The organism is Saccharothrix variisporea (assembly GCF_003634995.1).
Classification (GTDB): Bacteria; Actinomycetota; Actinomycetes; order Mycobacteriales; family Pseudonocardiaceae; genus Actinosynnema; species Actinosynnema variisporeum.
Genome location: NZ_RBXR01000001.1, coordinates 5,771,156 through 5,790,291 on the forward strand (window position 1 = coordinate 5,771,156; position 19,136 = coordinate 5,790,291).

Here is a 19,136-nt window from a genome sequence, read left to right on the forward strand (position 1 = left end):
GGTGACGGACCTCCTCGCCCAGGCCCAGCGGCTCCAGGCCCCCGAGATCGACTACCTGGCGGTCGCGCCGATCCTCATCGTGCTCGGCGCGGCCTGCCTGAGCGTGCTGGTGGAGGCGTTCCTGCCGAAGGCCCAGCGGTGGAGCAGCCAGGTCGTCCTGACCCTGCTCACGCTGGTCGCGGCGGGCATCGCGCTCATCGTCCACGCCAAAGACGCCCTGCCGCAGGGCCTGGTGACCCTCGCCGGCACGGTCGCCGTCGACAAGCCGGTGATCTTCCTGTGGGCCACCCTGCTCGTCCTCGGGCTCGGCGCGGTGCTGCTCATCGCCGACCGCTCGGTGGAGCCCGGCGGCGCGTTCGTCGCCGAGGCCTCCGTCCTGCCCGGCACGAAGCAGGACCGCGCGCAGGCCAACCGGCTCGGCATGCAGACCGAGGTGTTCCCGCTGACGCTGTTCGCGCTCGGCGGCATGATGGTGTTCGTCGCGGCGAACGACCTGCTGACGATGTTCATCGCGCTGGAAGTGCTGTCCCTGCCGCTGTACCTGATGTGCGGCCTGGCCCGCCGTCGCCGCCTGCTCTCGCAGGAGGCCGCGGTGAAGTACTTCCTGCTCGGCGCGTTCGCCTCGGCGTTCTTCCTGTACGGCGTGGCCCTGCTCTACGGCTACGCGGGCTCGGTGAAGCTCGCCGACATCGCCGCCGCCACCTCCGGCACCGACCGGTCCGACACGCTGCTGTACGCGGGCTTCGGCCTGCTGGTGGTGGGCCTGCTGTTCAAGGCCTCGGTCGGCCCGTTCCACGCGTGGACCCCGGACGTGTACCAGGGCGCGCCGACGCCGGTCACCGCGTTCATGGCGGCGTGCACGAAGGTCGCGGCGTTCGGCGGAATCCTGCGGGTGCTGTTCGTGGCCTTCGAGCGGTCGAGCTGGGAGTGGAACGGCGTCCTGTGGGGCGTGGCCATCGCCTCGATGGTGATCGGCGCGGTGCTCGGCCTCACCCAGACCGACGTCAAGCGCATGATCGCCTACTCGTCGGTGGCGCACGCGGGCTTCCTGCTGGTCGGGTCGATCTCGCTCTCGCAGCAGGGCCTGTCGGGCACGATGTTCTACCTGATGGCCTACGGCTTCACGACCATCGCCGCGTTCGGCGTGGTGTCGCTGGTGCGCAACGCCGACGGCGAGGCCACCCACCTGTCCCAGTGGGCGGGCCTGGCCAAGCGGTCCCCGGTGACCGCGGCGGTCTTCACGTTCCTGCTGCTCGCCCTGGCCGGCATCCCGCTGACCAGCGGTTTCATCGGCAAGTTCGTGGTGTTCGCGGCGGCGCTGGAGAGCGGTATGGCACCGCTGGTCGTGGTCGCGCTGATCGCCTCGGCGGTGGCCGCGTTCTTCTACCTGCGGGTCATCGTGCTGATGTACTTCAGCGAGCCGGCGGCCGACGGCCCGACCGTCAGCGTGCCCGGTTCGATGACCACCATCGCCATCACGCTGGGGGTGGCGATCACGCTGGTGCTGGGCGTGTACCCCCGGTACGCGCTCGAATGGGCGGGTGCCGGCGGGTTCATCTTCTAGTGGTACGTAGGCTTCAGGCGTGACCAGTAGCGAGCGGGCGGGGACGGGGTTCCGTTTTGCGGACCCCGTGCTCGCGGAGGTGGTTCAGGCGGGGCTCACCGAGGTGGAAGAGCTGCTGCGCAAGGTCGTGCAGAGCGAGTTCCACCCGGTGATGGAGACGTCGCTCCACTTGGTGGACGCGGGCGGGAAGCGCATCCGCCCGCTGTTCACCATCCTGTCCGCCCAGTTCGGGTCGACGTGGGACCGGGAGGCCGTCATCAAGGCGGCGGCCGTGGTGGAGCTGACCCACCTGGCCACCCTGTACCACGACGACGTGATGGACGAGGCCACCATGCGCCGCGGCGCGGCCTCGGCCAACGCGAAGTGGGACAACTCGATCGCCATCCTCACCGGCGACTACCTGTTCGCGCACGCGTCGGCGCTGGTCGCGGACCTGGGCACGCGGGCCGCGCGGATCATCGCGGAGACCTTCTCCGAGCTGGTCACCGGCCAGATGCGGGAGACCATGGGGCCGCGCGAGGGCGAGAACCCGATCGCGCACTACCTGACCACCATCGCGGAGAAGACCGGGTCGCTGATCGCCACGGCCGCCCGGTACGGCGCGATGTTCTCCGACGTCACCCCGGCGCAGGTCGAGGCGCTGCGCACGTACGGGGAGATCATCGGGGCGGCGTTCCAGATCTCCGACGACGTCATCGACATCGCGTCGCCGTCCTCGGAGTCGGGCAAGACGCCCGGCACGGACCTGCGCGAGGGCGTGAAGACGCTGCCCATGCTGTACGCGCTGGCCGACGAGCCGGAGTCCCGCCTGGCGTCGCTGCTGGCCCAGCCGCTGACCGACGACGCCGAGGTCGAGGAGGCCTTGGAGCTGCTGCGGGCGTCCTCGGGGTTGGCTCGGGCGCGGGCCACGCTGGACGATTACGCGAACCGGGCTCGGGCGACGCTGAAGGACCTGCCGGCGGGTGTGGCGCGGGACGCGCTCGAGTCGGTCAGCGAGTACGTGGTCACCCGCACGCACTGAGCTATTCGATCGGGGCGAGCAGCCGGGACCGGCGGCGCGAGCGGAGCGCGTCCAGCGTGAACACCGCGAGCGCCGCCCACACCATCGCGAAACCGAACCAGCGGGACGCGGGCATCGGCTCGTGCGCCACGAACACGCCCCACGCGAACTGCAGGATCGGCGCGAGGTACTGGAGCATGCCCATCGTGGTCAGCGGCACCCGGCGGGCGCCCGCGCCGAACAGCATCAGCGGCACCGCGGTGACCAGGCCCGTGGACGCGAGCAGGGCGGCGTGCCCGAAGCCGTGGTCGAGGAAGGTGCCCGCGCCGCCCAACCACACCAGGTAGCCGATGGCGACCGGGCCGAGCACCATGCTCTCCGCGGTCAGGCTGGAGGTGGCGTCCAGCGGCACGGTCTTCTTGATCAGCCCGTAGAGCCCGAACGAGCACGCCAGGACCAGCGAGATCCACGGCAGCCGGCCGTAGTCCACCGCCAGCACCACCACGGCCGCCACCGCGATGGCCAGCGCCGCGTACTGGAGGCCGCGCAGCCGTTCCCGCAGCACCAGCACCCCGAGGACCACGCTGACCAGCGGGTTGATGAAGTAGCCCAGGGCCGCCTCGACGACGTGGCCGGTGTTGACCGCGTAGATGTAGACGCCCCAGTTCGCCGCGATCAGCGCGGACGCGGCGGCCACCATCAGCCAGCCGCGCCGGGACAGCCTCCGCAGCCCCGACCACCGGCCCAGCACCGCCGTGACCAGCACCATGAACGCCAGCGACCAGGCGATCCGGTGCGCCAGGATCTCCGTCGACCCGGCGGGTGCGAGCAGCGGCCAGAAGGCCGGGAACATGCCCCAGATGACGTAGGCGCCGGCTCCGAAAGCGATACCCTTGTTGCTCTGGTGAACATCTGCCGAAGTAGCGGTGGAGTTCGTCAACGGCGGCACACGGACCACTCTACGCGAGCCGTTTTGGCTGGTCAGTTGCTCCGAACGGCCTACTGTTCCACTATGGGCGCAGGGCCGCGTGGTCGGACGCGCCGGACCCCGTGGTCAGGGTAGTTTTGCAACCGCTTCCACTACCGGGTGAAGGCTCGGCAGCGGAGCGTGTCGGGGATGTCAGGGTTGTGCGGTGGGAGGGTTGGGGCGTGAGTTCGCTCTTCGGACAGGTGTGGCTGTGGAGCCTGCTGTCGTTCGTGGCAGGCGTCGCGCTGACCTGGCTGGTCCTGGTCCGGCCCGCGAAGAAGGAGTTGCAGGAGGTGGAGGAGCGCCTGCTGGGCGCGGCCCCGCGTCCGGTGGCCCCCGTCGTCGCCCCCGCACCGCGTCCCGCCGAGCCGGCGCGGGACGAGTTCGACGACTGGCACCGGTCGTCCTCCCCGGTCGACGACCTGCTGCGGGACGACGACCCGCCGCGCTACGACGTGGCGAACCTGAAGCTCGACGAGCGTGACCGGCTGCTGGAGGAGTTGGACGACGAGCACCGCCCGCTGTCGGACTTCGAGGAGCAGCACGACTTCCCGGAGTACGAGGACGACCGCCCGCGCAGCCTGTTCGAGCGCCTGACCCCCGGCACGGACCAGACCTCGGCTGCCGGCGGCCCCGCCGCTCCCGCTCCTGCTTCCGGTCAGCCTGCCGCTCCGACTCCCTTCGCGGCCTCCGCCCCCGCGGCGTACGGTGCCGCCACCCCCTCCGACGAGCCGGAGGAGCTGCCCGCCGAGGAAGCCCACCTCCTGCCGCCCGCGCAGCCCGTCGCCGAGGTGGCGGTGCCACGCGAGCCCGAGCCGACCGCCCCGCCGGAGGTCGAGGCCTTCCAGCCGCGCGAGGTGTGGCGGGAGGAGCCGGAGCAGGTCGTCTACGGCGAGGACGAGGACCCGGCCGAGGGTCCCGAGCAGGAGGACGAGCCCGAGCGGCCCGCCGAGCAGACCACCCTCATCCCGGCGACGGCACTGGCCCAGGCGATCGCCGAGGTCGACGCCCGCACCGAGGACAGCGCCGCGGCGGAACCCGCCCCGCAGGAACCGGCCTCCGAGGCACCCGCCTCCTTCTCCGAGGAACCCGCCCGCCGCGACGAGCCGCAGCAGCTGTGGCCCGACCGCGACCTGACCGGCGAGTACCCGGTGATCCGCGCGGAACTGCCGACCCAGGAGCCGGACCTGCCCGCCGCGGAGTCCACCACCGAGTCCACGACGGTCCTGGACGCCCACGCCATCGCCGCCCACACTCCGGCCCCCGTTGCCGAGGAGCCCCCGGCGGCCCCCGAGCCGCAGCCGGAGCCCACACCCGAACCGGCGGCGCACGCCAGGCCCGAACCGGCCGCCGAGCAGCCCTTCGTGCCGACCTTCCAGCCGGAACCGACCTTCCAGCCGGAACCGACCTTCCAGCCGGAACCAACCTTCCAGCCCGAGCCCACGTTCCAGCCCGAGCCGGTTGCCCAGACCGAGCCCGAACCGGCATCCGAGCCCCAGCAGCCGCAACCGGCACCGCAGGCCGAGCCGGCACGCCCGCGCTCCCTCTTCGAGCCGGTCCTGACCCCCGACGACGAGATCCAGGACGAGCCCCCGGCCCCGCCGAAGCCCAGGCCCGCCGCCCCCGGCAACGACCAGCCGTTCGTGCCCAAGCTCGCCCCGGAACTGCTGGAGGCCAAGAACAACGGCGGCCTGCCGCAACGCCCGGTCCGCCCGGCCGGCTCGCGCACCACGCCACCCCCGCCGCCGACCCCGGCACCGCAGCCGATCACCCCGCCGCCCCCGGCCCGCCCGGTCCGGCCGCGCCCGGTCGGCTTCAGCCCGAGCACCGGCGGCCGTCCGGCGAACACCACCACCCGCTACCAGCAGCCGGAGGGCTTCAACCCGCGCTCGCCGTTCGGTCCGGGTTCGGTGCTGCCGAAGTCCGACGGGAAGGCCCCGGCCCCGGACTTCCAGGTGAAGGCCACCCTGACCGGCCGCCGCTACTTCACCTCGGATTCAGCCAACTTCAGCGAAACCCGGGCGGACGTCTGGTTCCGCACCATCTCCGACGCCGAAAAGGCGGGCTTCCGGCCCGCGCCCTAGACGCGCGCCCGAGACGTCCCCGGGGAGGGAACGCGAGAAGGGCCCCTGCTCCGGGAGGCGGAGCAGGGGCCCTTCCGTGGGCTGGAAGTCACCTACACGACGGTCCAGGTGTCCTTGCCGCGCAGCAGCGCCGCGAGGTCGGGGGCCTTGGCGGCGCGGGCCTCCGCGACCTGCGCGCGGGCCGCGTCGTCGTAGGTGGTGCGGGCGACGTTGCGGAACACGCCGGTCACGGTGTGCTGCAGGTCCTGCGTGGACAGGCGGGACAGCGCGAACGACAGGTTCAGGTCCGAGGCGTCGTGCACGACGATGTCGGACTCGTCCACGTCGGCGGTCTTGGCCACGGTCAGCCCGAACCCGTCCCGCACGACCGCGTACTCGCCGCCGCCGAACACGATCGGCTGCCCGTCGACCACGTTGATGATCCGCCGGGAGGCCTCGTCGGCGTCCTTGAGCACGTCGAACGCGCCGTCGTTGAAGATCGGGCAGTTCTGGTAGATCTCCACCAGCGCCGACCCGCGGTGCTCGGCGGCCTGCCGCAGCACCTCGGTCAGCCCGACCCGGTCGGAGTCCACGGCCCGGCCCACGAACGACGCCTCCGCGCCCAGCGCCAGCGACACCGGGTTGAACGGGTGGTCCAGCGACCCGTACGGCGTGGACTTGGTGACCTTGCCCTCCTCGGAGGTGGGCGAGTACTGGCCCTTGGTCAGGCCGTAGATCCGGTTGTTGAACAGCAGGATCTTGAGGTTCACGTTCCGGCGCAGCGTGTGGATCAGGTGGTTGCCGCCGATGGACAGCGCGTCGCCGTCACCGGTCACCACCCACACCGACAGGTCCGGCCGCGCCACGGCCAGGCCGGTCGCGATCGCGGGCGCGCGGCCGTGGATGGAGTGCATGCCGTAGGTGTTCATGTAGTACGGGAACCGCGACGAGCAGCCGATCCCGGAGACGAACACGATGTTCTCGCGCTTGAGGCCCAGCGTGGGCAGGAAGGACTGCACGGCGTTGAGCACGACGTAGTCGCCGCAGCCGGGGCACCAGCGGACCTCCTGGTCCGACTTGTAGTCCTTGGCCTTCTGCGGCTCGTCCGACGTCGGAACCCCGTCGAGACCCCCCAAACCCGGCAGACCCAGGTCGATCGCCGTCATTCGGACACTCCCTTGATCACGTCGGCGAGGACGTCCTGCAACTCCTCCGCCTTGAACGGCAGGCCCTGCACCTTGGTGTAGCTGATCGCGTCGACCAGGTACTTGGCGCGCAGCAGCAGCGCGAGCTGGCCGAGGTTCATCTCCGGCACCACGACCTTGTCGTAGCGCGCGAGCACCTCACCGAGGTTCTTCGGGAACGGGTTGAGGTGGCGCAGGTGGGCGTGCGCGACCGGCATCCCCAGCTTGCGCACCCGGCGGGCCGCCGCGCCGATCGGGCCGTAGGACGAGCCCCAGCCGACGACCAGCACCCGAGCCTCGCCGGACGGGTCGTCCACGACCACGTCGGGGACCTCGATGCCGTCCACCTTCTGCTGCCGCAGCCGCACCATCTTGTCGTGGTTGGCCGGGTCGTAGGAGATGTTGCCGGTGCCGTCGGACTTCTCCAGACCGCCGATGCGGTGCTGGAGGCCCGGCGTGCCGGGCACGGCCCACGGGCGGGCCAGCGTCTCCGGGTCGCGCAGGTACGGCCAGAACTCGCCGTCCGGGCCGTTGGGCGCGGTGGCGAACTCGACCGACAGGTCCGGCAGGTCGGCGACGTCCGGGATCAGCCACGGCTCGGAGCCGTTGGCGATGGCGCCGTCGGACAGCAGCAGCACCGGCGTGCGGTACTTCAGCGCGATCCGGACCGCGTCCAGGGCGGCGTCGAAGCAGTCGGCGGGGGACTGGGGCGCCACGATCGGCACCGGCGACTCGCCGTTGCGGCCGAACATCGCCTGCAGCAGGTCGGCCTGCTCGGTCTTGGTCGGCAGACCGGTCGACGGGCCGCCGCGCTGCACGTCGATGATCACCAGCGGCAGCTCGGTCATCACCGCCAGGCCGATGGTCTCGGACTTCAGCGCCACACCCGGGCCGGACGTGGACGTGATGCCCAGCGCGCCGCCGTAGGAGGCGCCCAGGGCCGCGCCGATGCCGGCGATCTCGTCCTCGGCCTGGAGCGTGGTGATGCCGAAGTTCTTGTGCTTGGACAGCTCGTGGAGGATGTCCGAGGCCGGGGTGATGGGGTAGGTGCCCAGCACGACCGGCAGCTTCGCCTGCTGGCCGGCGGCGACGACGCCGTAGGCCAGGGCGGTGTTGCCGGTGATCTGCCGGTAGGTGCCCTGGTTGAGCTTGGCCGGGGCGACCTCGTAGGTGACCGCGAAGCTCTCGGTGGTCTCGCCGTAGTTCCAGCCCGCCCGGAACGCCAGCACGTTGGCCTCGGCGATGTCGGGTTTCTTGGCGAACTTCTCGCGCAGGAACCGCTCGGTGCCCTCGGTGGGCCGGTGGTACATCCAGGACAGCAGGCCCAGGGCGAACATGTTCTTCGCCCGCTCGGCGTCCTTCTTGCCCAGCCCGGTGTTCTCCAGCGCGCCGATGGTCAGGGTCGCCATCGCCACCTTGTGGACCTGGTAGCCCTCCAGGGAGTTGTCCTCCAGGGGGTTGCTGTCGTAGCCGACCTTGACCAGGTTGCGCTTGGTGAACTCGTCGGTGTTGACGATCAGCGTGCCGCCGCGGGGCAGGTCGCCGATGTTGGCCTTGAGGGCGGCCGGGTTCATGGCGACCAGGACGTCGGGGCGGTCGCCGGGCGTGAGGATGTCGTAGTCGGCGAAGTGCAGTTGGAAGCTGGAGACGCCCGGGAGCGTGCCCTGGGGCGCCCGGATCTCCGCCGGGAAGTTCGGCAGCGTCGCGAGGTCGTTGCCGAACGCGGCGGCCTCGGAGGTGAACCGGTCACCCGTGAGCTGCATACCGTCACCGGAGTCGCCGGCGAACCGGATGACCACGCGGTCCAGTTTGCGGATCTCGGTGCCACCTGGCGCGGCGCCGTTACCAACGTCGGTAGTCATGTCCTACGCCGATCCCTCTCTTCACGCCCGCAGGGGCGAAGTCGCCCCTCCCCCTCCTTCGAGGGTAGTCGTGCCCGTGCACGGGCCGGTTTCCGCCGTACCACTGTGCGGGACGATCCGTCCCAAGTGGTGCACCGCCGGGCAACCCGGCGGTAATCACCGCACTTTCCCGTATACCGACAAGTAACTGTTACCGAAAGTTACAGGTACCTCCGGGGTCTGTCCACACTTACGGGTGCCCGCTGATGCGGGCCTTCATCGCGGCCAGCTTGGCGGCGAACTCCGGCGTCTCGATGGACGCCACCTGGGGCACGATCTCGGTGTCCACGGCATCACTGTGCTCGACCATCGCGGCCGTCCGGCGCATCGTGGCCTTGATGGTTCGGACGAGCTCGCGCGGAGCTTCGGCCGCCGGCCGGGCCAGCGCGACGGCCGCCGCGACCAGGTCCTCGTGACCGCCGTCCACCTTGCCCCAGGCCACCCCGTGCCGCACGGCCGCGTCCGCGTCCAGGACCTGCCCGAACAGGGTCATGGCGGTCGCGGTCTGGGGCCCGGCGAGCCGCTGGAGCATCCACGTCATCCCGCCGCCCGGGTGGATGCCGAGCTGGAGGAACCGGGCGTCGAACCGCGCCTTCGGGCCGGCGAGCCGAACGTCACACGCCAGCGCCAGGTTCAGCCCCGCGCCCACCGCCGCACCGCCCACGGCGGCGATCGTCGGCAACGAGCAGTCCGCGACCGCGAGGAACCCGGCGTAGATCCGCCGCAGCCCCTCCTCCCGGGCCTCGCCCAGCGCGGTGAGGTCGGCGCCCGCGCAGAACGCCGGGGGAGCACCCGTCACCACGACGGCGTGAGCGTCTTCCTCGGCGCTCTTGACGGCTTCTCGCAGCTGCTCGGACAGGTCGAGCGTCAACGCGTTGCGCCGATCCGGGTCGTGCACGGTGATGACCGCCACACCGTCCACGCGCTCCAGCAACACCTCTGGCTTGTCTGGCATGGCGGCACTCTAGGGGGCTGGGCGCTAGGGGGCCGGCGGCCGGTCCAGCAGCCGGGAGAGCACGACGGTGGAGACCGTCCGGTCGATGATCTCCACGGCCCGGAGGCGTTCCAGCGCGGTCTCCAGGTGGTGGATGTTCGCCGCCCGCAGGTGCACGATCGCGTCCGCCGCGCCGGACACCGTGTAGGCGGCCATGACCTCGGCCATCGGCTCCAGCCGGGCCTGGATGTCGCCCGGGGTGACGTTGCCCCGGCAGTGCACCTCGACGAACGCCTCCGTGCCCCAGCCGAGCTGCTCGGGGTCCACGACGGCGGTGAAGCCGCGCAGCACACCCGTGTCCAGGAGCCGGTCGACCCGCCGCTTCACGGCCGGAGCCGACAGGCCGACCTCCTTGCCGATGTCCGCGTAGCTGGAGCGGGCGTTGGCCATCAGGCACGAAATGATCCGCTGGTCGATCGAGTCCACACGCAACATTCTGCACTAGAAGACGCAATACTGCGGCGTTGTTCGCTGGTCTGAGGGTTATTTACCCTTCGATCCATGACCTCGGTTTCCCTCCTGGGCCCCGGCGACGAGCCGATCGTGCTGGGCGTCACCACGCCCGCCACCCCCGTGCGCGTGCCGACCACCCGTCGGTACCTCATGTGCCCGCCGGAGTACTTCACGGTGGAGTACGCCATCAACCCGTGGATGGACCCGACCCAGCCGATCAGCACTTCGCTGGCTGTCCAGCAGTGGACGGACCTGAAGGACACCTACGAGCGCCTGGGCCACAAGGTCGACCTGATCGAGCCCCAACCCGGCCTGCCCGACATGGTCTTCTCGGCCAACTCCGGCACCGTCATCGACGGCCAGGTCCTGGGCTCCCGCTTCCGCGCGGAACAACGAGCCGCCGAAGCCGACCACTTCCGCCGCTGGTTCCTGGCCAACGGCTACACCAACGTGGTGATGCCGGAGCGCACCAACGAGGCGGAGGGCGACTTCACCTGGACGGGCAAGTATCTGCTGGCCGGCACCGGCTTCCGCACCGACCCGCTGGCGCACTCGGAGGCCCAGGAGGTCCTGGGCGTGCCGGTGATCTCCCTGCAGCTGGTCGACCCGAGGTACTACCACCTGGACGTGGCCCTGTTCGTCCTGGCTGACGACTTGGTCGCGTACTACCCCGAGGCCTTCTCCCCGGGCTCGCAACGAGTGCTGCGCCGCCTGTTCCCGGACGCCGTCATCGCGACCGCCGAGGACGCGGAGTGCCTGGGCCTGAACGCGGTCTCCGACGGCCGCCACGTCGTCCTGCCGGTCGAGGCCACCCACCTGGCGGAGGAGGTGGCGAAGCGCGGCTTCGAGCCGGTCTTCGTGGACATCTCCGAACTCCGCAAGTCCGGCGGCGGCCCGAAGTGCTGCACGATGGAACTCCGGGACTGAAACAGCCCGTTCCGAGGTCTTGAGGTCTGCGCTGGTCAGGATGGAATAGCCATGCTGACCAGCGCAAACACCCCTATCGGCTGTGGCGGCCGTAGGTGAGTCACTGTCACTTACTGCGGCCGTCCGCCACCGCTCACGGAACATGCACGGAACAACAAAGGCCCCCGGCAAGATCAGTGCCGGGGGCCTTGTCATCAAATCTTACCTGCGGGAACGCCCTACCCAGCACCGTCCAACAGTGCGTCGATCTTCCGGTTCGAGGGTTCGCGCTGGCCGTCGAGCACCTTCGCGTAGACCTTCAGCAGGACGTCCACGGTGTGCCCGGCCCGCTCCGCGACCTCCGCTGGCGGCAGCCCTGCGGCGAGCCAGGTCGAGACGGCGGCGTGACGAAGGTCATACAGGTCGCCGGCCAGCGGTGACCGGGCCTGCTCCGGACTCAGGCCGAGCGCCCGCGCCTTCTTCCACACGTCGCAGTACACCGACGCGCTGACCGGTGCCCCGGACTTCAACCCTCGGAACAGCCGGCCATCCGGTGTCGTGCCGAAGGTGTCGAGGTGCCACCGCAGGATGGTGACGAGCGCCGGCGGAATCGGCACCGGCCGGACCGCGCCCTGTGCCCGCCGCTTGAGGTTGCGCTCCTCTTCTCCAACAGCAGCTCGCCCCAGCCGGACTCGGGCAGCTTGCAGTCCTGCTCCCGGAGCCGGTTGACCTCACAAGGCCGCATCGCCGCGTAGTACATCGTTGCGAAGAACCCGAACAGGTACTCGAACCGACCAGGTCTGCGGCCGGCGTAGGTCACCGCAGCGAGGCAGCTCCGCGCCTGATCAGGGTTGACGACCACACGAGGGTCAACCTCACTGTTGCCGCGTTGACTGGCCGCCTTCTGGCCCGTCACGGGGTTGGCCGGGATCGCTTCCGCGTCCACGCCGAACTTGAACAGGTGATGCAGCACGCCCCGCCGCGTGCGGGTGGTCCAGTCCGCCGCCGGCTTACCCCCGAGGTTCTGCCCGAGAGACCGCAGCAGCGTTGCGGTCTCGATCTTGTTCAGCTCCTTGACCGGCCGGGAAGCCGCTTCAATCCACCGAGCCGCCGCCAATTCGTCCGGTGACAACTCCCGGGTGCGCTTGTCCTGAGGGAGCAACAGGTGCCCAGTGAGCACGCGACGAAGAACCCGTTCGTCGGGTCGGCCCTTGGTCGCGGTCACGAACTCGGCAACGGGAATCGCCAAGGTGTCCACGTAGCGCTTCCGCGTGTTGGGAGCCGCCCCCTTCCACTCGTGGGCAACGAACTCCTGCGCAAGCCGGAGGAGCGTCCGGGCCGAGCGTTCCTGCGCTTCCGACTTCGGCAGACCGGTGACGATGTCGAACGGTTCACCGTCCTCCATTGCCGAGATCAGCTTGTTCCGACGCTTGTCGGCGAGCTTCTTGGTGGCGTACCACTCGGAGTGTTCGTGGCCGGCGGTGATCCAGCGAACGCCGTAGGGCTTGTGTCGGCGTTTGCCGTTCTTGCCCGGCTGGAGGACTTTCAGCTCCCAGACGTTGACCTTGTAGGTGAGGTTCACGCCGCCTCACTCCTCAAGGTCTGGAGCCAGGCGTTGTAGTCCGCCCCGGAGATGCGCAGCGACCCGTTGGGCAGTTTGTGGGCCACGGGGGCAGCCCCGGGAATCTGCCGCCACTTGTAGAACGTGTCCTTGGAGATCCGGAGCATGGCGCAGAACTCCGCCACGGTGAGCATGGTTTGCGGGTCAGGCAGCGGCGGCAGGTTCATGGGTGTCCTCCTCTCGTGCGTACTTGCGTTGGCGTTGGGCGCGTAGGCGTTCGGCCAGTGCCGCCGCCAGCTCCCGCTCCGCATCGCTGCTGTAGCCGGAGCCGACGAAAGCCCAGTCGTTGACCACGACCACGGAGTCCGCTTCGAGACCGAGCCGTTCGAGGGTTTCGGCGGCCCGGAAGGCCCGGCGGTCTTCGCGGATGCGTTTGAAGGTGGTCGAGTAGTGCTTGGACTTGGTCAGGAAGTGCCCGCGGAACCCGAGCATGTGCGCCCACTTGCGCAGGTTCAGCTCTTCGTAGAACCGCAGGTCACCGAGGTCCCACGCGCTCTGGATCATGCGGCGGTGGTGGTCGGAGACCCGTAGGTGGTCGATGTCGAGCTGGGAGCGGATCGGGCGGTCCGGGGTGTCGCGTGCCCCGGTGCCCTTGGTGGCGTACTTGGCGACGTAGGCGGCGAGCCTGGCGTCACTGACCGCACCCGCTTGGTCCTCGACCTCACCGGCCGCCACCGCGCGGATGGGCCGGACGTCGACCTGTTCGCCCCAGGTCAGGCCGAGCACGGTGCCGTCCGGGCGGTGAGCCTCGACCAGGACCGACCGGGCGGCGGCCCGTACTGCGTGCTCGACCAGGTCCACGGAGGCCCAGGCGGGCGCCGGGTCGTGGGAGCCCTCGGGGCCGTCGATGCGGACGACAGCGTGGAAGTGGACCAGTCCGCGCCGCTGGTACTCGGCGACCTTGGCGTACGAGAGCCGCGCGTGGTCCTTGAACTCCCGCACCGTCAGCCCCGCCGCACGGGCCAGCGCGCGTCGTAGGGCGATGGTGAAGCGGTGCCACAGCTTGCCGGCGTGGGCTTGCCAGAGCACCGCGCCTTCGTAGTCGTAGCCGCCCGGGTCCACCGCGCCGCCGATACGTGGGTCGTCGGGGTGATGGAACGCACCGCACCCGGTGCACGGCCGGGCCTTGCCGCCGGCGGTCGTAGGCCGGTTGTGGACCGAGCCGAAGGACGGGGCGGTCAGGGTCAAGAAAACGCGGGGCTTTTCAGCGACGGTCTCGGAGACGCCCTTGGTGCCGCCGGCCAGGCCCGCCCGCATGAGGTGGAAGGCGTCGGCGGCGTAGCGGTCGGAGCAGGCCGGGCAGACCGAGGCGCGGCGGTTGCCGCACGGCACCATGACGTCTCCGTCGAGGTGGGCGAAGACTTTGGTGCTGTCGAGGTTGTGGAGCTGCCAGACCCCGAACAGGCGGATGGGTTGGGCGCATCCGCCGATCGCGGTGACCTTGTCGCGCCAGTCCCGGTAGTCGGCCCGCCGGACCCTGTCCGCGATGCGGTCGTTGAGAGTGAGGACCAAGGTGGGCACCCCCTTCCGGTAGTGGTGAGAACGACGAAAGGCGGGGCATGACCTGTGGTTGGTGGTCATGCCCCGTTGACGTGCGCTAACTGCGTAACTAGTCCATGTGGGTGACCGTGTCTGTAACGTGTCCACTCAAGTGGGCGACCGATCTGGAGAGCCCCTTTCCTGCCGGGCGCGACGGGGTGAAGATGGACGCCTCCCGGTCGCCCTTCGGCAGCAGAGCGGCAACACCGAGGAGCTTCATGCTTGACGAAGGGTGAAATATGGCCAACGGCGACGCCGGCGAAATTCGAATCGATAAGAGGGTCTTGAATATCGGCGGTCAGATGTTTTCCCTCGCGCATATCTCCAGGGTTCAAGTCGTGAAAATGACGCCGCGTAAGACCTTTACTCGCATGCATCCTCTGGTTGAGATCGCAATACTTGCGTTACTGCTCGCTGCGGTTCTAGTTGTCACCGGAAAGCTGTGATCGACATGATCATCGTATTGCTGGTTGGTGTGCCGGTTGCAGCGCGACTGATCTACTTGATCGGGCTCGTTTTCTACCGCATGACAGTCCGGACCAAATATGCTCTTGCGATAGAGACAACGGGCGGACGGTACACGACCCAGTGGGGTGCTGACCGTCAGGCGATGGAGCGGGTGAGGGATGAGATCTACCGTGCCATCGAGAACCCGCCAGCAGACGAAAGAGTCGTGCACGTCTCCGGTGACATCGTCTACGGCGACAAAATCGCCAGAGACAAGTACATCCAGGGTGGCTCCGGAAATAGCATCACCGTCAGCCCGCAGGAAGAAGGGTAATTGTCGTGGAGTTCGTCTTCGGGGACAAGGTCGGTCGAGACGTGTACCGGCAGTCCGGGCAAAACAACTCGATCACCGTCGACAACGCGAGAAGCGCGTCTCCCGAAAAATTAGAGGAGGCCGTTACGGAGCTGCGCGCGTTTATTGCTCAATTGACCCGTGACGGCGTGGTAGGTGAAGACGGGACCGTAGCCGACCCGGCCGAACTCGCGGCTGCCGTCGAAGCTGAGCCAAGCAGACTCCCAGCCCTGCGCAACGCCATCGCAGGAGGAGCCAGGGACGGCGTCTTGTCCGTTGTTAAGGATGGCGTGGCCGCGCTTATCGTCGCACTCACGGAGCGCATGTTGTAAGGCTGCGGCCTTGAATGCTCCAAGATCCCACCGGCAAGTTTCGCCGCCTATTGGAACGCGGTCACTGGCGCGGCCGCTCGCCGTCGAACTGCTTGGCGAGGAGTGCTGCGAAGGCGTCCGGGACGTTGACCCGAGACTGGATATCGGCGGCTGTGACTGTGCGGCCCTTACTGCGGATTTGCTCCGCCATGTCGGCGAGTTGCTGTTGCAGGTGTGCCGGGAGCTTCAGCGAGGTCCGGGGTACCGGACGCGCTGGAGGTTGCGCCGCAGGAGACGATGGGACGGGCTGTGACGTGGCCAGACGCGGCGAGGCGAGTGCCGACCCGGGTGCCGGGTGCGGCTGCGCGGCGTTCAGCGCCTGTTCTCTGGCCGTGTTGCAGCGGTGATGGATCACCGGCATGACCTCCGCGATGAGGAACACGACCAACGGCACCACGACGTGGAGGAACACCACGCCGTACTGCACCGAGCCGGACGGCGGGTTGAGCGATGACCACACGTTGGTGACCAGGGTCGCGCCAAGCAGGAGCCGCTTCAGCCACACGACCGGCGCGGCGTCGACGGCCAGGCCCTGCGACAGCATCTCCGCTTCCCAGCGCAGCAGCGTCACGAGGATGCCCGCCAGGGCCGGCTCGACCAGCCACGCGCCCCACCACAGGACGGCCGCCGGGGTGAGGTGTCCGGCAAGGAACTCGTGGACGCCCGTGGTGGTGAAGCCCAGGCCCAGGGCGAGGAAGAACCACATGGAGCGGGTCACCGAGACGCGGAAGCGTTCCAGGCGGACCGCGTGCAGCAGCGGGTCCGAGGTCAGGCCGTGCAGTTGGTGGGACTCAGCGAGGCGAGCCCGCAGCCGCCGCACGGCCCGAGTCTCGGAGGCCTTCCCCTCGGGCGCTGCACCGCTCATGCCGCCAGCCCGACCCGCGTACTCCGAGCCGACACCACGCGGCCGAGCTGGACCAGGCGGGCAACCTCCTCGAACGTCACCGGCTCCACGACAATCGGGGCCAGCCGAAACGGGCCGAGGGTCACCGCGGCTTTGCCCACCGGGACGCCGCCGAAGGCCGAGACCTCCGCCGAAGCGGTCAAGCCGAACGTCAGCCCCGCGCGGTTTCGAGCCGTGGCCGCGACCGTCAGCGTGTTGTCCGGCCGCAGTGTCCACGTGAGCGTGAGCCCGTCGAGCTGGGTGGTCCACAGCAGCAGCGCGGCCAACCGGTCGGGCGCGGTGCCGGAGGTGAACTCGGCGTGCACCGACCCGGACCGGGTGGAGATGACCAACCGGTCCGGCCGGGGCAGCCCGGTAGAGCACATGAACGACCGCAGGGTGCGGATGATCCGGTCCAGCGAGTACGAAGGCATGGCAAACCCCAAGCGTGAGAAGGGATACCGGGTCAGGCGACGACGCGCAGGCCCGAGCCGGAGTCGGCGGGACCGGCCTTGACGAACGCCACCAGGGCGTCAACATCGGCGTCGGTGGTGTAGGCCGCGCACTCGGCGCGGCGTGCGGGAGCGTGGGTCGACCCGGAAGCCGATACCGGCGGTGGAGCCGTCAGCGGCGATCTCGTCAGCGATCGCACCCCGCTCCCGGGCACCCTCTCCCAACACCATGTCGGGATACCGCTCGGAGGTGACCCGCAGGCATACGCGGTGCGGGATCAGGTCCCGGATGGGCAGGACGTCCTTGGACGGTTCCTGTACGTAGACGTCCAACACGTCGTTGGTGGCGCGGCCCATGCTGGCGATGACCGAGCAGGCGTTGACGATCGCGTGCGCGTACTCGGAGTTGTAGGCCATCAGGAAGCCGACCTCATCGAGGATCAGCCAGTCCACCGGATGTTCCCGCGACACCGGCACCGACCGCTTCCCCAGGCGCTGCAACCGCTTCTGCTTGCGGGTCATGTTGTCCACGAACCGCTCGATCAGCTCCGAGCAGTCCTCCGGGTTGTCCGCGTAGCGGCCGTCCAGGATGGGCTTCAAGGCGACGAACTCGAACAGTTTCGGGTCACACACCCAGGGCCGGACCAGCCCGTCACGGATCATCGGAGCGACCGCCCGCAGCTTCGCCATGACCACGGAGTTCTTGCCCGACCCGCGCCGGCGGTCAGGTGATGGGTGCCGATCAGCGGTTCGCGCCACTCGCCGCCCAGCTCCGTCTCCCCCAGGCACAGCGAACGCAGGTTCACCGCGTCGGAGGACTCGGGCATCTCCGGTGCCGGGATGACCCGGTTGAACGGCTCGTCTTGCTGGACGATCAGCACGACCTCACCGGGCTTGCCCTGTTCGACCGCGACCCGTTCGGCCTTGAGCGTTGCCGCCAGCTCCGGCAACACGGCGGAGAACGCCCGCAGCGCCTGTCCAGGCACCAGCCGCACCCGGACCGTGTCGATCGACGGTGACCAGGACCGGACCCACAGCACGCGGGGCACCAGGACTTCCCCGGTCTTGTGGTGCGTCTTCGTCAGCCCGCACGAGCCCATCAGATTCGTTAAGCGTCGACCGGTGTACGCGCCCGTCCAACGCCGCCGCCACGCCCGCAGCACCGGAGCGGCCCAGGCGTCGAAGGTGTCCGGGTGCCCCCGGTACCAAGCCGCCGTGCCGACCGCCAGGCTGCCGACGACACCGCCCGTGAGGTGCGGCCCGAACTCGACCAGCGCCGCCCCGACCCCACTCGGAGCGACCATCGCACCGGGGTGGCGAACCAGCCACCGCACGGTGCGGAACTCCCAGCCGGCCGAACGCCGGGACGTGCCCGAAGGCAGCTCAACCATCGTGAAACCCTCTACGTCCAGGCACGGCAACGGCCGACCACCAAGACGCGGTGATCGGCCGTTGCCGTGAAGTGATCTACAGGCGCGCTACTTGCGCGGCCCCTTCCGCCGACGCCGCACCGACGCCGGTTCGAGCTGCGACCGGGAGTAGGAGAGCTTCGTCCTCAACTCCGCCACGGATCGCACGAACGTATTGTGATCGGCCTTGAAGCCCTCCCGCCGATACGGGATGTCCAACGTGGCTCGCTGGAGCTGCTTCATCGCCGTGTCCAGGCACTCCAACGCGGTGGTCAGTTGCTGTGACATCAGACCTTCCACTCCCGGGTCTTCAACTCGGTCTCGTACTGGACCGCCCGATCCTTCAACGTGGTCAGGTTCTGCCGGACCTTGGCCAGCAACTTCTTCAACTCGTCCGGCGGCGTGACCCGCCACGACCCGGGCGGAGCCGGGTTCTCCCGCATCTTGGCGATCAACCTGTCCAGCGGCCCGAACTGCTCCGTCACGAAGTCGATCGAGTTGACCAGATTCGCGTACCGCTCCTCAGCCTTCCGATTCGATGCCATCTGCCGTTGTGCCCTCCTCCGTTCGATCGGGGACCACGGCGAACCCCAGAACCCGCGAGGGAGACGCTTACGTCGGTGATCAGGCCAGGACGAGCGCCCTGTGCGATGGTTGACAGGGCTGGTTGGGGCGCTCGGCTGCCTCGGCGGCTTCGCCACCTTGCCAACGTGCATGGTCCAGACCAAAAGTCTGCAGTCGTATGCGGTACTCAGGGCAGAAGCATGGCGCTAACATGTCAGCGCGGTTAGAGAACCGGTTATCGGATGGCACGCCTGATGCGGAGGCGAGTGTGACGGTGCAATATGACTACGAGTCGTTAGGCGCAGAACGCTTCCAACAACTCTGTCAAGCCCTACTCGCCACTAGGTATCCGGACGTGCAATGCTTTCCGGTTGGAATGCCAGACGGAGGCAGAGATGCGGTCATTCCGAAGGAGGGAGTCGCAGATTGCATCATTTACCAGGTCAAATACCGCAAGCCTACACCT

The 19,136-nt window shown here is 69.2% G+C and carries 22 protein-coding genes; 7 read left to right on the top strand and 15 right to left on the bottom strand.

The window, feature by feature from the left end:
- Position 1 precedes the first annotated feature (1 nt).
- Positions 2-1,564 (top strand): NADH-quinone oxidoreductase subunit NuoN, encoded by a 1,563-nt coding sequence (gene nuoN / locus DFJ66_RS26270; protein WP_211351332.1) that lies wholly within the window; start codon positions 2-4, stop codon positions 1,562-1,564.
- A gap of 19 nt (positions 1,565-1,583) precedes the next feature.
- Positions 1,584-2,585 (top strand): polyprenyl synthetase family protein, encoded by a 1,002-nt coding sequence (locus tag DFJ66_RS26275; protein ID WP_121224770.1) that lies wholly within the window; start codon positions 1,584-1,586, stop codon positions 2,583-2,585.
- Position 2,586: 1 nt separating this feature from the next.
- On the opposite strand, the gene rarD is transcribed toward DFJ66_RS26275, so the two are convergent.
- A complete protein-coding gene (rarD, locus tag DFJ66_RS26280) occupies positions 2,587-3,522 on the bottom strand; it encodes an EamA family transporter RarD (protein WP_281276642.1) in 936 nt (311 codons plus the stop codon).
- A 191-nt stretch (positions 3,523-3,713) separates the two neighbouring features.
- On the opposite strand from rarD, the gene DFJ66_RS26285 reads away from it, so the two are divergent.
- A complete protein-coding gene (locus DFJ66_RS26285) occupies positions 3,714-5,615 on the top strand; it encodes a sunset domain-containing protein (protein WP_121224774.1) in 1,902 nt (633 codons plus the stop codon).
- Positions 5,616-5,707: 92 nt separating this feature from the next.
- Here DFJ66_RS26285 and DFJ66_RS26290 read toward each other — a convergent pair whose 3' ends face one another.
- From DFJ66_RS26290 to DFJ66_RS26305, 4 genes are all read right to left on the bottom strand, one after another.
- Positions 5,708-6,760, bottom strand: coding sequence for a 2-oxoacid:ferredoxin oxidoreductase subunit beta (locus tag DFJ66_RS26290; RefSeq protein ID WP_121224776.1), 1,053 nt, complete (start codon positions 6,758-6,760; stop codon positions 5,708-5,710).
- Positions 6,757-8,640 carry a 2-oxoacid:acceptor oxidoreductase subunit alpha gene (locus tag DFJ66_RS26295; RefSeq protein ID WP_121224778.1) on the bottom strand — a complete coding sequence of 628 codons (1,884 nt, stop codon included), beginning with the start codon at positions 8,638-8,640 and terminating at the stop codon, positions 6,757-6,759. Before DFJ66_RS26295 ends, DFJ66_RS26290 begins: the two co-directional genes overlap by 4 nt.
- 229 nt (positions 8,641-8,869) lie before the next feature.
- Positions 8,870-9,634, bottom strand: a complete 765-nt coding sequence (locus DFJ66_RS26300; RefSeq protein ID WP_121224779.1) for an enoyl-CoA hydratase — start codon at positions 9,632-9,634, stop codon at positions 8,870-8,872.
- 24 nt (positions 9,635-9,658) lie between these two features.
- Entirely contained in the window at positions 9,659-10,099 is a 441-nt protein-coding gene (locus tag DFJ66_RS26305) for an Lrp/AsnC family transcriptional regulator (protein ID WP_121224781.1), read from the bottom strand.
- A gap of 75 nt (positions 10,100-10,174) precedes the next feature.
- Between DFJ66_RS26305 and ddaH the strand changes: the two genes are divergently transcribed.
- Positions 10,175-11,053 (top strand): dimethylargininase, encoded by an 879-nt coding sequence (gene ddaH, locus DFJ66_RS26310; protein WP_121224783.1) that lies wholly within the window; start codon positions 10,175-10,177, stop codon positions 11,051-11,053.
- A 218-nt stretch (positions 11,054-11,271) separates the two neighbouring features.
- Here the strand turns inward: ddaH and DFJ66_RS44495 are convergent, their stop codons facing one another.
- Genes DFJ66_RS44495 through DFJ66_RS26325 form a run of 4 tightly spaced genes read right to left on the bottom strand, consistent with a single transcriptional unit; the run spans position 11,272 to position 14,165 of the window.
- Positions 11,272-11,520, bottom strand: coding sequence for a site-specific integrase (locus DFJ66_RS44495; protein WP_246029913.1), 249 nt, complete (start codon positions 11,518-11,520; stop codon positions 11,272-11,274).
- Between the two features lie 38 nt (positions 11,521-11,558).
- Positions 11,559-12,614, bottom strand: coding sequence for a hypothetical protein (locus DFJ66_RS43620; RefSeq protein ID WP_246029914.1), 1,056 nt, complete (start codon positions 12,612-12,614; stop codon positions 11,559-11,561).
- Positions 12,611-12,778, bottom strand: a complete 168-nt coding sequence (locus tag DFJ66_RS26320; protein ID WP_397556275.1) for a helix-turn-helix transcriptional regulator — start codon at positions 12,776-12,778, stop codon at positions 12,611-12,613. Before DFJ66_RS26320 ends, DFJ66_RS43620 begins: the two co-directional genes overlap by 4 nt.
- A 19-nt stretch (positions 12,779-12,797) precedes the next feature.
- Positions 12,798-14,165, bottom strand: a complete 1,368-nt coding sequence (locus DFJ66_RS26325; protein WP_121231780.1) for a replication initiator — start codon at positions 14,163-14,165, stop codon at positions 12,798-12,800.
- Positions 14,166-14,431: 266 nt separating this feature from the next.
- On the opposite strand from DFJ66_RS26325, the gene DFJ66_RS45125 reads away from it, so the two are divergent.
- The 3 genes from DFJ66_RS45125 to DFJ66_RS26335 are packed head-to-tail and all read left to right on the top strand — an operon-like array spanning position 14,432 to position 15,323.
- On the top strand, positions 14,432-14,638 hold the full coding sequence (locus DFJ66_RS45125) for a DUF6232 family protein (RefSeq protein ID WP_147459367.1): 207 nt from the start codon (positions 14,432-14,434) through the stop codon (positions 14,636-14,638).
- A 5-nt stretch (positions 14,639-14,643) separates the two neighbouring features.
- Positions 14,644-14,973 (top strand): hypothetical protein, encoded by a 330-nt coding sequence (locus DFJ66_RS26330; RefSeq protein WP_147459368.1) that lies wholly within the window; start codon positions 14,644-14,646, stop codon positions 14,971-14,973.
- A 5-nt stretch (positions 14,974-14,978) separates the two neighbouring features.
- A complete protein-coding gene (locus tag DFJ66_RS26335; RefSeq protein WP_121224788.1) occupies positions 14,979-15,323 on the top strand; it encodes a hypothetical protein in 345 nt (114 codons plus the stop codon).
- Positions 15,324-15,384: 61 nt separating this feature from the next.
- Here the strand turns inward: DFJ66_RS26335 and DFJ66_RS26340 are convergent, their stop codons facing one another.
- The 6 genes from DFJ66_RS26340 to DFJ66_RS26360 all read right to left on the bottom strand — a co-directional run bounded on the left by DFJ66_RS26340 (position 15,385) and on the right by DFJ66_RS26360 (position 18,651).
- Positions 15,385-16,182, bottom strand: coding sequence for a hypothetical protein (locus tag DFJ66_RS26340; RefSeq protein ID WP_246029916.1), 798 nt, complete (start codon positions 16,180-16,182; stop codon positions 15,385-15,387).
- Positions 16,183-16,223: 41 nt separating this feature from the next.
- Positions 16,224-16,679 (bottom strand): hypothetical protein, encoded by a 456-nt coding sequence (locus tag DFJ66_RS26345; RefSeq protein ID WP_121224792.1) that lies wholly within the window; start codon positions 16,677-16,679, stop codon positions 16,224-16,226.
- Positions 16,680-16,778: 99 nt separating this feature from the next.
- The gene (locus DFJ66_RS45330; RefSeq protein ID WP_342776976.1) at positions 16,779-17,360 is read right to left on the bottom strand and encodes a hypothetical protein; all 582 of its coding nucleotides are present in this window, start codon (positions 17,358-17,360) and stop codon (positions 16,779-16,781) included.
- Positions 17,357-18,088, bottom strand: coding sequence for a hypothetical protein (locus DFJ66_RS45335; protein ID WP_342776977.1), 732 nt, complete (start codon positions 18,086-18,088; stop codon positions 17,357-17,359). Before DFJ66_RS45335 ends, DFJ66_RS45330 begins: the two co-directional genes overlap by 4 nt.
- Before the next feature lie 87 nt (positions 18,089-18,175).
- A complete protein-coding gene (locus tag DFJ66_RS26355; RefSeq protein WP_121224794.1) occupies positions 18,176-18,394 on the bottom strand; it encodes a hypothetical protein in 219 nt (72 codons plus the stop codon).
- Positions 18,394-18,651, bottom strand: coding sequence for a hypothetical protein (locus DFJ66_RS26360; RefSeq protein ID WP_121224796.1), 258 nt, complete (start codon positions 18,649-18,651; stop codon positions 18,394-18,396). The genes DFJ66_RS26355 and DFJ66_RS26360 overlap by 1 nt, the downstream gene beginning before the upstream one ends.
- Positions 18,652-19,136 lie beyond the last annotated feature (485 nt).

Coding starts and splice junctions, on each gene's coding strand:
- DFJ66_RS26360 (WP_121224796.1), bottom strand. CDS start 18,651: ATGGCATCGAATCGGAAGGCTGAGGAGCGGTACGCGAATCTGGTCAAC.
- DFJ66_RS26290 (WP_121224776.1), bottom strand. CDS start 6,760: ATGACGGCGATCGACCTGGGTCTGCCGGGTTTGGGGGGTCTCGACGGG.
- DFJ66_RS45125 (WP_147459367.1), top strand. CDS start 14,432: ATGGCCAACGGCGACGCCGGCGAAATTCGAATCGATAAGAGGGTCTTG.
- DFJ66_RS26345 (WP_121224792.1), bottom strand. CDS start 16,679: ATGCCTTCGTACTCGCTGGACCGGATCATCCGCACCCTGCGGTCGTTC.
- DFJ66_RS45335 (WP_342776977.1), bottom strand. CDS start 18,088: ATGGTTGAGCTGCCTTCGGGCACGTCCCGGCGTTCGGCCGGCTGGGAG.
- DFJ66_RS26330 (WP_147459368.1), top strand. CDS start 14,644: ATGATCATCGTATTGCTGGTTGGTGTGCCGGTTGCAGCGCGACTGATC.
- DFJ66_RS45330 (WP_342776976.1), bottom strand. CDS start 17,360: ATGATCCGTGACGGGCTGGTCCGGCCCTGGGTGTGTGACCCGAAACTG.
- DFJ66_RS26295 (WP_121224778.1), bottom strand. CDS start 8,640: ATGACTACCGACGTTGGTAACGGCGCCGCGCCAGGTGGCACCGAGATC.
- DFJ66_RS26300 (WP_121224779.1), bottom strand. CDS start 9,634: ATGCCAGACAAGCCAGAGGTGTTGCTGGAGCGCGTGGACGGTGTGGCG.
- DFJ66_RS26355 (WP_121224794.1), bottom strand. CDS start 18,394: ATGTCACAGCAACTGACCACCGCGTTGGAGTGCCTGGACACGGCGATG.
- ddaH (WP_121224783.1), top strand. CDS start 10,175: ATGACCTCGGTTTCCCTCCTGGGCCCCGGCGACGAGCCGATCGTGCTG.